This window comes from Acinetobacter sp. KB005, assembly GCF_049949095.1.
GTDB classification, from domain to species: domain Bacteria; phylum Pseudomonadota; class Gammaproteobacteria; order Pseudomonadales; family Moraxellaceae; genus Acinetobacter; species Acinetobacter calcoaceticus.
Genome location: NZ_CP188191.1, coordinates 1,424,874 through 1,437,235, shown reverse-complemented (window position 1 = coordinate 1,437,235; position 12,362 = coordinate 1,424,874). Strand labels below are relative to the sequence as shown.

16 protein-coding genes are annotated in these 12,362 nt (G+C 40.1%); 6 read left to right on the top strand and 10 right to left on the bottom strand.

The genetic code is table 11. The annotated features are described in order from the left end of the window. Window positions 1-18: 18 nt before the first annotated feature. Window positions 19-1,413 carry an efflux transporter outer membrane subunit gene (locus ACPF64_RS07035; protein WP_426456113.1) on the top strand — a complete coding sequence of 465 codons (1,395 nt, stop codon included), beginning with the start codon at window positions 19-21 and terminating at the stop codon, window positions 1,411-1,413. 185 nt (window positions 1,414-1,598) lie between these two features. Continuing rightward, window positions 1,599-1,853 carry a hypothetical protein gene (locus tag ACPF64_RS07030; RefSeq protein ID WP_004641165.1) on the top strand — a complete coding sequence of 85 codons (255 nt, stop codon included), beginning with the start codon at window positions 1,599-1,601 and terminating at the stop codon, window positions 1,851-1,853. Window positions 1,854-2,179: 326 nt separating this feature from the next. Here ACPF64_RS07030 and ACPF64_RS07025 read toward each other — a convergent pair whose 3' ends face one another. From ACPF64_RS07025 to orn, 3 genes are all read right to left on the bottom strand, one after another. Further along, window positions 2,180-2,983: an enoyl-ACP reductase FabI gene (locus ACPF64_RS07025; RefSeq protein WP_209831560.1), complete on the bottom strand. Its 804-nt coding sequence runs from the start codon at window positions 2,981-2,983 to the stop codon at window positions 2,180-2,182. A gap of 137 nt (window positions 2,984-3,120) precedes the next feature. Continuing rightward, window positions 3,121-3,852: a Bax inhibitor-1/YccA family protein gene (locus ACPF64_RS07020; RefSeq protein WP_003654934.1), complete on the bottom strand. Its 732-nt coding sequence runs from the start codon at window positions 3,850-3,852 to the stop codon at window positions 3,121-3,123. Between the two features lie 153 nt (window positions 3,853-4,005). Continuing rightward, window positions 4,006-4,572 (bottom strand): oligoribonuclease, encoded by a 567-nt coding sequence (gene orn, locus ACPF64_RS07015; protein WP_003654932.1) that lies wholly within the window; start codon window positions 4,570-4,572, stop codon window positions 4,006-4,008. A 125-nt stretch (window positions 4,573-4,697) separates the two neighbouring features. On the opposite strand from orn, the gene rsgA reads away from it, so the two are divergent. The 4 genes from rsgA to secB all read left to right on the top strand — a co-directional run bounded on the left by rsgA (window position 4,698) and on the right by secB (window position 7,023). Continuing rightward, window positions 4,698-5,759: a small ribosomal subunit biogenesis GTPase RsgA gene (gene rsgA, locus ACPF64_RS07010; RefSeq protein WP_004641160.1), complete on the top strand. Its 1,062-nt coding sequence runs from the start codon at window positions 4,698-4,700 to the stop codon at window positions 5,757-5,759. A 98-nt stretch (window positions 5,760-5,857) separates the two neighbouring features. Continuing rightward, the gene (locus ACPF64_RS07005; protein WP_003654928.1) at window positions 5,858-6,274 is read left to right on the top strand and encodes a rhodanese-like domain-containing protein; all 417 of its coding nucleotides are present in this window, start codon (window positions 5,858-5,860) and stop codon (window positions 6,272-6,274) included. A gap of 11 nt (window positions 6,275-6,285) precedes the next feature. Then, window positions 6,286-6,543 (top strand): glutaredoxin 3, encoded by a 258-nt coding sequence (gene grxC / locus ACPF64_RS07000; RefSeq protein WP_003654926.1) that lies wholly within the window; start codon window positions 6,286-6,288, stop codon window positions 6,541-6,543. 27 nt (window positions 6,544-6,570) lie between these two features. Continuing rightward, on the top strand, window positions 6,571-7,023 hold the full coding sequence (secB, locus tag ACPF64_RS06995; protein ID WP_003654925.1) for a protein-export chaperone SecB: 453 nt from the start codon (window positions 6,571-6,573) through the stop codon (window positions 7,021-7,023). 67 nt (window positions 7,024-7,090) lie between these two features. Here secB and ACPF64_RS06990 read toward each other — a convergent pair whose 3' ends face one another. The 7 genes from ACPF64_RS06990 to ACPF64_RS06960 are packed head-to-tail and all read right to left on the bottom strand — an operon-like array spanning window position 7,091 to window position 12,362. Continuing rightward, on the bottom strand, window positions 7,091-7,747 hold the full coding sequence (locus ACPF64_RS06990) for a 4'-phosphopantetheinyl transferase family protein (protein WP_426455886.1): 657 nt from the start codon (window positions 7,745-7,747) through the stop codon (window positions 7,091-7,093). A 24-nt stretch (window positions 7,748-7,771) separates the two neighbouring features. Then, window positions 7,772-8,206 (bottom strand): hypothetical protein, encoded by a 435-nt coding sequence (locus ACPF64_RS06985; protein WP_005036894.1) that lies wholly within the window; start codon window positions 8,204-8,206, stop codon window positions 7,772-7,774. A gap of 11 nt (window positions 8,207-8,217) precedes the next feature. Further along, window positions 8,218-9,444, bottom strand: coding sequence for a beta-ketoacyl-ACP synthase (locus tag ACPF64_RS06980; protein WP_426455885.1), 1,227 nt, complete (start codon window positions 9,442-9,444; stop codon window positions 8,218-8,220). After that, the gene (locus tag ACPF64_RS06975; protein WP_005044822.1) at window positions 9,444-10,169 is read right to left on the bottom strand and encodes a 3-ketoacyl-ACP reductase FabG2; all 726 of its coding nucleotides are present in this window, start codon (window positions 10,167-10,169) and stop codon (window positions 9,444-9,446) included. The genes ACPF64_RS06980 and ACPF64_RS06975 overlap by 1 nt, the downstream gene beginning before the upstream one ends. Window positions 10,170-10,192: 23 nt before the next feature. Then, window positions 10,193-10,618, bottom strand: a complete 426-nt coding sequence (locus ACPF64_RS06970; RefSeq protein WP_000762336.1) for a 3-hydroxylacyl-ACP dehydratase — start codon at window positions 10,616-10,618, stop codon at window positions 10,193-10,195. Continuing rightward, window positions 10,618-11,820 (bottom strand): beta-ketoacyl-[acyl-carrier-protein] synthase family protein, encoded by a 1,203-nt coding sequence (locus ACPF64_RS06965; RefSeq protein WP_426455884.1) that lies wholly within the window; start codon window positions 11,818-11,820, stop codon window positions 10,618-10,620. The genes ACPF64_RS06970 and ACPF64_RS06965 overlap by 1 nt, the downstream gene beginning before the upstream one ends. Beyond that, the gene (locus ACPF64_RS06960) at window positions 11,817-12,362 is read right to left on the bottom strand and encodes a DUF3261 domain-containing protein (protein ID WP_426455883.1); all 546 of its coding nucleotides are present in this window, start codon (window positions 12,360-12,362) and stop codon (window positions 11,817-11,819) included. The genes ACPF64_RS06965 and ACPF64_RS06960 overlap by 4 nt, the downstream gene beginning before the upstream one ends.

Sequence of the window (12,362 nt, the reverse complement as noted above, 5' to 3'; positions counted from 1 at the left end):
AATTGCATGTCTTTCTCTATGACTAAACTCAGCACAGCACTTCTCCTCACAAGCTCTCTTGTTGGATGTGCTGCTGTAGTAAAAACACCTTATGAAACACCTGCGGTACAAGTTCCGGGTAGTTTTCAGTATGACGCCACAAAAGCAAAAACCATGTCTGCCGATCAATATTCTGACCGTTGGTGGACACTTTTTGGTGATGCACAGCTTAATCAGCTCGTAAGCAATGTATTAGAACGTAACAGTGACTTAGCTGTCGCAGGGATTACCTTAAAACAAGCACGTTTACAAGCTGACCTAACAGCAAATAAGCAAGGGTTACGTACTAGCTCTAGTGTTTCAACGGGACATTCTTTTGATTTGAACTCAGGAGATGACAGCGCTAAAGGTCTATCAATGAGTGCGGGCGTAAGCTATGAGGTTGATTTGTTTGGTAAGCTTGCACGCCAAACTGAAGCAAGTAAATGGGAAGCTTTAGCGACTGAACAAGACTTACAAGCCACTGGACAAAGTTTAATTGCAACCACGGCTAAATTGTATTGGCAACTCGGTTATTTAAATGAGCGCTACACAACTGCCCAGCAAAGTCTCGCAACATCACAAAAGCTTTATGACTTGGTACAAATTCAATATAAAGCTGGTGCTGTTTCAGGTGTAGATCTGACTCAAGCAGAACAATCTCTACAAAGCCAAAAAGCGAGCCTAAGCCAGATCAAGCAACAACTGGTTGAAACGCGTACTGCCATTGCAGTGCTCTTACATGAACCATTGCAACAGTTAAACATTCAAGAGCCCAAACGTTTGCCACGCAATGCACTACCAGCAATTGGTGCAGGCTTACCTGCTGATATTTTATCGCGCCGTCCCGATTTACAAGCCTCTGAGCTTCGTTTGAAAAAGGCGCTCGCGACTAAAGATGCTACTAAGGCGAGCTACTATCCATCGATTAGCTTAACCAGTAGTTTGGGTTCAACAAGTACATCATTGACAGAACTGTTACGTAACCCTGCCCTAACTTTAGGTGCAAGTCTAAGCTTACCGTTTTTGCAATATAACGATATGAAAAAAGATATCGCGATTAGCAATCTGGATTATGAAAAAGCAATTATTCAATATCGCCAGACGCTTTATCAAGCTTTTGCTGATGTCGAAAATGCTTTATCAAGTCGTACAGAACTCGATAAACAAGTAGCGTTACAAGAGCGTAATGTTGAACTTGCAGAAAAAACTGAACGTTTAACTGAAGTCCGTTATCGTTATGGTGCTGTCGCATTAAAAACACTTCTTGATGCTCAGCAAACGACACGTACTGCACGCTTAAGCCTTGTTGAAACTAAACAAAGCCAATACAACGCGTATGTCACCCTCATGCAAGCTTTAGGTGGTTCACCTGTAAAAGAACTGCCAAACTAATAAGCACTATAGATACTATTGTTTTACTCAATTAGAGTTATCAGCTCATTTTCGATGGGCTGATAACTCTTGATTATTGTGCATCTTGACGAAAATATTGTTTTTATATGTCGATAAAAATAAGATAGAAAATCCAATTAATTATATTTTATTATCACAACGATATATCAAAAGAGAGTAGTTAAATGCACGAACCTTGGGTAAATGGAATTATCAAAAAGTGGACTTTAGATAACATTGGAGATGAGCTATATGAATTGATAATTCACAAGGAAAAAAATGTCATTTGTACATGTGGGCGTTTTGCTCATTCGAGTGGTTCAAAGTCTGTTTCTTTCGAACAATTTATAGCAGGTGAACTTGATGACTTAATTTCCAAAACAATGGGTGAAGATATATTAAACCAAGCAAAAGAATATATAAGAGAACAAATAGTATAAATTGCTTAACTATGTACTTTTGCCACGTAAGCTCTGCGCGACGATATAAAATTATCAAAGTACAGTTTAACAAATTGGATTTTTAAGTATTTATTAAATTATAAACTGGTCTATTAACCTAGACAGTAGAGAATCCAATGTTTGATGACTGGTTTGAATATTACAAAAATCATGAATGGTCTATTGAAGGACCATATTCCCAAAATGAGTAATTAGACTATAGCGATATATTTATATTAATTTTGAAATGACACCAAAAGTGAAACTAGTTGTCAAAACAAAGCCGCTATAAAAGCGGCTTTGTTATATAGATTAGATAAATCTAATTATTCATCATCCATCATGCTTTGGCTCATACCTACAGTATTAAAACCACCATCAACATATAGAATTTCACCAGTAATACCTGAAGCCCACGGCGAGCAAAGGAACAATGCTGCATTACCCACTTCTTCAATCGTCACATTACGTTTTAACGGTGCAATTTTTTCATTGGCATCTAACATTTTACGGAAAGATTTAATACCAGAAGCAGCCAATGTACGAATTGGACCCGCAGAAATCGCGTTTACACGAATACCGTCAACACCTAAGCTTGATGCCAAGTAGCGAACACCCGCTTCTAAAGAAGCTTTTGCCATACCCATAACGTTATAGTTAGGCATAACGCGCTCAGAGCCTTGGTAAGTCAAAGTCAATAAACAACCTTGGCGAGCTTGTAATAATGGTTTTGCAGCACGTGCCATCGCAATAAAGCTGTATGCACTGATGTCATGAGCAACTTTAAAACCGTCACGGTCAGTCACGTCAGTAAAATCACCATCAAGTGTATGTGCAGGAGCAAAGCCGATAGAGTGAACTACGCCATCTAGACCGTCCCAATGTTTTGCAAGTTCTGCAAATGCATTGTCAATTTCGCTATCAACTGCAACATCACATGGGAACACAAGCTTAGAACCGAATTGCTCAGCAAATTCATCCACACGTTTTTTTAATTTTTCGTTGGGATAAGTAAACGCAAGCTCTGCACCTTCACGGTGTAATGCTTGGGCAATACCAAAAGCAATTGATAATTTACTAGCAACGCCTGCAATCAAAAAGCGTTTACCTGCTAAAAGTCCTTGTGTCATGCCGATCTCACTCAAAACAATTTAAAGCATAATGCCAATATTCAACGGTTTTCGAAATTGCATAATGCATCTTTTTTCAAAAATCGCACGAAAAAAAATCGCCCCTCATAAGGAGCGACTTCTAAATGAATATAATTTTAGTCGTCAGATAACAAACCAATCAAACGTAAAAAAGAGATATACATCCAAACTAAAGTTGAGAGTAATGCAATTCCACATAACCACTCCATAAATTTTGGAGCACGATAAGCTGCGTTGGTTTCAATTAAATCGAAATCTAAAATCAGGTTAAGTGACGCAATCACAGCAATAAATGCAGCAAAGCCAATGCCTAACCAGTTACTTTCAAAAATATAAGGAATGCTTGAACCAAAGGCTAAGCGCATGATCATCTGCACGATAAACACAAGAAAAATCGCCAAAGATGCAGAAATCACGACTGACTTGAATTTTTCAGTTGCACGTACAATCTGAAATTTATATAAGCCAAACATCACCAATGTTGTCACGAACGTGGCAAGTAATGCTTGTAAAGGCACACCTGGGTACTTCATTTGAAAAGTAAAAGAAATACCACCTAAAAATGCACCTTCAAATAAAGCATATGGAATTGCTAAGGTTGGTGCAGTCGTCGGTTTAAATGTGGCAATCAAAGCTAAAACCAGGCCACCAATTGCACCAACAATAGCACCCGCATAGGCAATACCAACATTTGCAGTAAAAGCTGCGTAGAAAAATAAAGCAATGCCCACAGCCGCTGCAATGACCGTCAACATAACAGATTTTTGAATCGCACCTTGCACAGTCATTGGTTGACTATAGTCACTGACCGTTTCAACACGTGTCAGTATCGGGTTATTACTTTGCATAAATGCTCTCTTTTTATAATAAAAATTTAAAACATCATTTTAAGCAAAATGAATATGAAAGCCAAATCAGGCTCTCGGCATTATTGTAACAATGTCCTTTAAGCAATAAAAAAAAGGGCAGTAGCCCCCTTTCATATTACGTATACAACGTAATCAATCTTTACCATCAGTATTCATAATAAAGAAGTATTCACGGTAATATTTCAACTCGGAAATCGAGTCACGAATATCATCCATTGCCAAATGTGATGCATTCTTTTTCAGACCGCTCATGATTTCAGGGCGCCAGCGTTTTGAAAGCTCTTTTACGGTAGACACATCAAGATTACGATAATGGAAATATTGCTCAAGCTCAGGCATAAGGCGATGTAAGAAGCGACGATCCTGACAAATCGAGTTACCGCACATCGGTGAAACTTTTGGATTGACCCATTTTTTTAGGAATTCTAAAGTCTGTAGCTCAGCATCACGAGCTGTCAATTTGCTACGACGAACTCGTTCAACTAACCCAGATTGTCCATGTTGGCGGGTATTCCACTCATCCATTGCATTTAAAATACGATCAGGTTGATGGACAGCCAAGACCGGACCTTCGGCAAGTACATTTAAATTATCATCTGTAATAATTGTTGCGATTTCAATAATTTGGTCATTATCGGTATCTAAACCGGTCATTTCCAGATCAATCCAAATTAATCGTGTATTTAAAGTACTGCTCATGTATGTACGTTCTAAAATGCCGTAAAAACATCAATAGTAGCAAATTTCTTGCATCTGCGCTGTAATTCTATAGCCGCTTCATGCTATTTTTGCCATCTTCAAACAGTGGTTTTTTTGGGATATGAATGGCTTTAATTCGTAAGCGTCGTTTAACTGAACAGCAGCAACGTCGTATTGAAAAACAGCACAAAACTCGCCAAGAAGAGGCCGATACTTCACAAGATCTGGACGGACTCGTTGTACAACATTATGGCCGCCAACTCGAAGTACAGGCACTCTCTGTACCTGAGCATCACCCAGAAAAACCTCAAGTTGCCGAAGGAGAGCCAGAACCATTCTGGAAACCTATCGAACTCAAAAGCGTATGGCGCTGTCACACTCGAACTAACCTTGAGTTACTTGTGACTGGTGACCGGGTTAAATGGCAAGCAGACCCAAACACGGGTTTAGGCATTATTACTGCCATTCATCCACGCAACTCGTTACTTACCCGTCCAGACCGTTATCACAAGGTTAAACCAGTTGCAGCAAATATCAGTTTGATTGTAATTGTATTTTCTCCCCTTCCTGAGCCAGCTCCGACATTAATCGACCGTTATTTAGTGGCTTGCGCAGACGCTAACATTCCTGCACTTTTAGTCTTAAATAAATCAGATTTACTCACTGAAAATGACCCAATTCTCACGCTATTAGAAGAATATAAAACTTTGGGTTATGAGGTGATGATTTGTCAGTCTAAAAAGGGAGATATCTCTGCTTTATCTGAACGTTTAGATGGTGAAACGGTAGCTTTCGTTGGTCAATCGGGTGTAGGGAAAAGTTCTTTAATTAATGTATTAATTCCAGATGCAGAGCAAAAAACAAATATTATTTCTGAAAACTCTGCACTTGGTCAGCACACAACAACCTCTACACGTTTAATGAATTTCGGTAAAAATGGCGCATTAATCGACTCACCGGGAATTCGTGAATTTGGGCTTTGGCATCTTGATTTAGAAAAAATTCGTATGGGCTTTCCAGAAATTGAAGCACATTTGGGTTCTTGCCAATTCCGTAATTGCACCCATACTCATGAAAAGAACTGTGGGCTAAAACACGCTGTAGAATCTGGTGAAATTTTACCACGGCGCCTAGATAGCTTTTTGCGTTTAAATGATGAGATTCAAGAAGCACAGCAAAAAAACTAATTTTCTGTCCGCTTTGCACTTGAAGTGGTGATTTTGATCACCATCTATATACGCTATACTCTAGGTCAATTTTGTTTTTAATTTTTTTTAGGTGACTTGTGGAACGCTGGTTAGAGTTTATGGGGAATCACCCCATTTTGTTTGGTACGCTCGGAGTCTTGGTCGTGTTGTTCTTCATTTTTGAAGGTCAACGTAACGGTCGTAAAATTTCACCACAGTCGCTTGGTATTTTAGTGAAAGCGAAAAATGCCATACTGATCGACTTGCGCGATAGTAAAGACTTCCGTGAAGGTCATATTAGTGGCAGCCGCAATATTCCTTTCAGCCAAATTGCAAGTCATGCTGATGAATTAAAAGCAAGTGAGCGCCCATTGGTATTTATTTGCAACCTCGGGCAAGTTGCTGGTAGTGCTTTGCAAAAAGTTGCTCACCATGACAGCTATCGTCTTGATGGTGGTATTAGTAACTGGAAAGCACAAGGCTTACCTCTTGTAAAAAGCAAACCAAAAGCTTAAGGAGAATTATTATGACTGCAAATGTCATTGTTTACTCAACTTCTGTATGCCCGTATTGCGTTCGAGCTAAACAGTTACTTGAGCGTAAAGGTATTGCTTACAAAGAAGTAAATCTTTCCGTTGAAGCACCGGAAGTACGTGTTGAATTAATGCAACGCACGAATCATCGTACTGTCCCACAAATTTTTATTAACGATCAGTTTATTGGCGGTTTTGACCAACTTTATGCTTTAGAGCGTGAAGGTAAACTCGACGAATTATTGGCTTAACATCGCATCCATATTAAGGAAAAAACAATGAGCGAAGAACAACAAGTTCAACCACAATTAGCTTTAGAGCGTATTTATACAAAAGATATTTCTTTTGAGGTTCCTGGGGCGCAGGTTTTTACTAAACAATGGCAACCTGAACTCAATATCAATCTTTCTTCTGCTGCAGAAAAAATTGATCCAACTCATTTTGAAGTTTCTTTAAAAGTTGTGGTACAAGCCGATAACGACAACGAAACAGCGTTCATTGTAGATATCACTCAATCAGGTATTTTCTTGATTGATAACATCGAAGAAGATCGCTTACCGTATATTTTAGGCGCTTATTGCCCAAATATTTTATTCCCGTTCTTACGTGAAGCGGTAAATGATTTAGTGACTAAAGGTAGCTTCCCACAGTTACTTCTTACACCAATCAACTTTGATGCAGAGTTCGAAGCAAATATGCAACGTGCTCAAGCTGTTGAAGGTCAAGCTTAATTTTTTAGCTTGTTCTAAACTAAAAAACCGCGTAATTCGCGGTTTTTTTATGTCTGCTATTCGCTTATTAAGTATCAAGTGAATGAAGCTGAATTGTAGGAAACTGAAAACCACGGCAAGATAATTCTGAGCGCCATGCCACTGTTAACATCATATTGCCCAGAACGAAATTTTGATAAGCAAATGTCCCAATAAGTGGATGAGAACATATTCCGCCATTGTCTGTAGGATGTGCTTGGGTATTTAAAGTATTTAAATCTAGCCGTATGCCGAGGCCCGAGGCTTTTAGAACAGCCTCTTTAGTCGTCCAGACTTTAAACCAGTATTCTCTGTCTTGATCCAAGCTTAGCCACGTTTCATATTCATCAGGATGAAATGCATGCTGGGCTAAAGCTTCCAAACGAACTTTACGGTCTAGTTCTTCAACATCTACACCGATATCTTTAACATGCGGGCTCATCGCTAAAGCATAATACTGTTGGCTATGAGAGTGATTGAAATCTAAATCGTGATTCAATAAATATGGCTTGCCATGCTCATGCTTTGCAAACTCTAAATCCGTTATTGTAATTTGCAATTTCTGTGCTATCAGCTCGTTTCTAATATTATGTATTTGCTGTTTTTTATAGTGATTAAATGTACGAAAGTCAGGGAAATCTTGTTTAGATTTTAAAAGAAGCTGGGACAATGTCTGTGTGTAGACTTCAATATTACGCTTAGACATTATCCCGACCTTATTTAAAATTAATTAGAATTTAACCACGTCGCCTTTTAAGGTAACCCCCGCCATCATGGCACCTTTATAGCAATCGTAAGTTGTCGTACTTGTGGTTTCATTGGCTTTAAAATAGCTCACAATATTGGTAACCGCGTTTGCACCTTGTGCTTTAGCATTGTTTTGCATTTGGATGAGTGCTGAACGTAAAACCCAGTCACAAGACGTTGCTGCTGACTTACCAAAACCATTGGTTTTTTTATTGGTCACCGCATCTTTTTGAATGACTTTACCACCAGACTTTGTACCCTTTAAATAAAACTTTACTGAACCATCTAAAGTGCCATCTGCAACTGCACGGTCTACAGCTTCTTTAAAATTTAACTGATGTACTTCATCTCCAGCCTGAACAGTGGCAGTAAAACCCGCACTTAGCATTGCTACAAATAAAAGTTTTTTATTTAACATTGTTGTGTTCCTTATTGTTTAACACGTTTAAAAATAAGCGAAGTATTAATTCCGCCAAAAGCAAAGTTATTGCTCATAATAATGTCAGCATCCAGAGTTCTTGGCTGCTGAACGATATAATCCAGATCGCCGCATAGTGGATCGACTTCATCTAGATTTAAAGTTGGAATAAAGCGACTACGATTCATCATTTCAATGCTCAGCCAAGCTTCAATAGCTCCACACGCCCCCAGCGTATGTCCAAAATAGCTTTTTAAAGAGCTGATAGGCTTACGTCCCAAAACTGCTGCTGTCGCCTGACTTTCAGCCACATCACCCTGATCAGTTGAGGTGCCATGCGCATTTACATAAGCAATGTCTTTAGCTTCTACAGATGCATCTTTAAGTGCCAATTGCATACAGCGACCCATCATTTCTGACTCGGGGCGAGTTACATGTTGACCATCAGTATTGCTACCGTAGCCAATCACTTCTGCATAGATATGGGCACCTCGAGCTTTGGCATGTTCGTATTCTTCTAAAATTAAACAGCCAGCCCCTTCACCAATCACCAATCCATCTCGCTTAGCATCAAATGGTCGTGGTGTTTTTTCTGGTTGGTCATTCATTCCACTAGTCGCGAACAATACATCAAAAACCGCAGCTCCTGCTGCACTGAGTTCTTCTGCACCACCAGCAATCATGACCTGTTGTTTACCATATTTAATCGCTTCATAGGCCTGACCAATGGCCATAGAACCAGAAGTACACGCACTTGAGGTCGGTAAAGTTAAGCCTTTTAGACCAAAATATACGGTCATGTTCACCGCACTTGTATGAGCCATCATGCGGATATAGGTTGTTGCATTGATCTTACTCATGCTCTGATGAAGCAACATGCTAGCAAACTCACCCACGGCCTCTACACTACCCGCAGAAGAACCAAATGCAACACCCGCTTCGCCACTAGACAAAATTTCGTGTCCAAGCAAGCCAGCATTTTGCAAAGCAGTTTCGGCACAAACCACAGACATGAGCGCAACACGGCCCATACCACGGGTGACTTTACGATTAAAATGTTTTGGAACATTAAAAGTTTCAATAGGTCCAGCAAGCTTGGTCCGAAGGTCAACATACTGTTCCCATTCCGGCATGTAACGAATACCACTTTTGGCGGCTTCAAATTGGGCAAAAATCTCATCAGAGGTTTCACCTAAAGAGGTAATTCCAGCCATTCCCGTCACGACAACGCGTTTCATCAGATGAGTCCCCCATTCACAGAGATAACCTGTCGAGTTACGTAAGAAGCTTCATCTGAACACAAGAATTTCACCACGCTAGCAACTTCATCGACTTGTCCCATGCGTTGTAACGGAATCATTTTAAGTGCATGCTCTTTGACTTCATCGGTAACCATTTCCGTCTCAATCAGGCCGGGTGCTACACAGTTCACGGTAATTTTTCGCTTGGCCAATTCGAGTGCCAAGGCCTTGGTCGCACCAATCAACCCTGCTTTTGCAGCACTGTAGTTAACCTGCCCCCGGTTACCCATAATGCCAGAAACCGAAGATAACGTGACGATACGACCGCCTTTACGCAAATGGATCATTGGCATAACTAATGGTTTTAATACGTTATAAAAACCATCTAAGGAAGTCGAAATAACTTCATCCCAGTCTTGATCTGTTAAAGCTGGGAAAGCACCATCATGGGTAAGACCAGCATTCAATACAACACCATAGAATCCACCGTGTTGCTCTACATCTTGTTCTAAAATCTGTTGAACGGTTTGGCGTTCAGTTACATCAAACATTAAATAATGGCTATTTTGTCCTAGCGCTTGAATCTCTTGTACGACTTGCTCTGCATCTGCCTGACGCGAACGTGCATGCACAGTTACATCAAAACCCGCCTTTGCAAGTTGTAATGCAATCGCTTTCCCAATTCCTCGACTTGAACCCGTTACTAAAATTCGTCTTGTCACAATGTATTCCTAATTCTTTGTGGTTATTCAAATGGTGTTTCTGTTGGCTCAAATACACTTAACGTTGCCTGAATGCAGTGTTCAGCATATTGGATTTCACAGGAAAATTGCCCAAGTCCTTCATGAAAATATTGTTGTTCTATTTGAATGATCAATCGTGAACCTAAAGCGAAATAAGGGATCGGTAAATTTAATTTACGTGTTCCCAATAAAAAACCGACTTTTGGCGCTTGTTTTGACTGCTGACCTTGCCAGCCTGAGTAAGCACTAATCGTTTGTGCCATAATTTCAATACTTGCCCATGTCGGCAAGCCTTCTGCTTCACAAAACATGAGCTCGGGTGTAATCGTGAGTTCGGCTTGTGCCCGCCCTTCTGCAACATCAGTTAAATGGTCAATAAAAACCATAGGCTGCTCATGAGGAATATATTGAATTGCATCAAGTTTCATCAGGGCTTCACTCCAAAAACAAGACTAATATTACTTCCCCCAAAAGCGAAAGAATTACTCATCACATAGCGAATGGGCTGTTTTAGCTCGGCATCTCGTACATAGTTTTGGTCAGCCAAATCCGGATCAATCTCAACATTTTGATGCAATGGCAACCAACTTTGATCTTTTAGAATCTGTTCACAAATAAAAGCTTCTATAGCACCTGCTGCACCAAGACAATGTCCAGTTTTGTGTTTGGTACTACTTAAAGCAACTTGATAATCACCAAAAACTTGTCGTACAGCCTTAATTTCCATCGCATCATTTTGTGGAGTTGCTGTGCCGTGCAAGTTGATATAACCAACTTCTTGAGCTGAAATATGAGCCATATCTAATGCGCGTTGCATGGCTAATGCTGCACCTTTGCCTTCTGGATGTGGAGCCGAAATATGCCATGCATCCATTGATTCACCAGCACCCATTAACATCACAGGAGCAGTGGCTTTACTTAATACAAAAAATGCAGCAGCTTCACCAATATTAATGCCATCACGTTTCACACCGCAGGGTTGGCAAGTCTTTTCAGATAAACTTTCTAGGCTATTAAATCCATTTAGTGTCAACTGACACAAGGTATCAACGCCCCCCACCAGTACAACATCGGCTAAATCTGCATGAAGTAAACGCTGTCCCGCAGCTAATGCTTTCGCGCTTGAAGAGCAAGCGGTCGAAATAGTATATGCAGGCCCTTCCCATCCTAAGTACTGCTGCAATGCTTTTGCTAAACAGCCCATTTCCTGAGGATAGTGAGATATTGAAAGTTCGGTTTTCCCTTGAAAATATTGCTTAAGTAATAATTCATTATCTGCAATACCTGAAGTGGATGTGCCCACCACAATTGCCAAACGTTTATTTTCAAAGGATGCCGTATAGTCTCTTAACGCTGCTTCGATTTCAGATAATGCAGTTAATGCAAAACGTAGATTACGTGAATCTACAGACTGTAAGGTGTCTGGTACATTCGAGCACAATGGATGTGTATATTGCCCCACCCAAACATTACGATCAGCAATTAAATCATCTCGCAAACTTAAGGTTTGCTGTGGTTGTTGTAATGCCTGTTTGATTTGATTAAGTTCGCAACCTAATGCAGATAAACCGACACTTAATTGTATGCCTACTGCCATTGTGGCTGCATTTTCTGAAGGTAAATGTTTCATGGTGTAGGACTTTCTTCTGTTTGCAACGTATTTTCAATCGAACTCAGCGTCATGGTATAAGGGACTTGTTCATTAATCAATTCAATGCTTCCTTGCCCCTGTTTAAGCTGCAACACAGGCTGCTTTTCAATATAAACAACTTGCATGCCTGCTTGTTGTTTCATCTCTACAGCTTGCTGTCCTAAATGTGAAAATTGAGGGTATGTCGCAAACAAAAGGTCACGTACCACAAACTCAAAAGGCAATAAACGCATTTGATCAATACGTTGTTCAACATGAATACGATGTCCATCAAACTGTAACTTAAATAATTGTTGGCCTGTCAGGCTCAAAGCCACCATATCCAGTACAGCACCCTTTTGCTGTTGGTATAACAAGAAGCTAAAACTTTGCTGCTTCCACTGAACTTCAACCTGATCTTGTCGTTGATAAGCTTGCGCCTGCCATAGTGGGCTTTGCAGCCCTTTGGCATGTGGCATGACCTGACAACCATTTAAAAATATAAAGCTACTGAGTAATATCGTTGCCCATTTGCGTTGCAT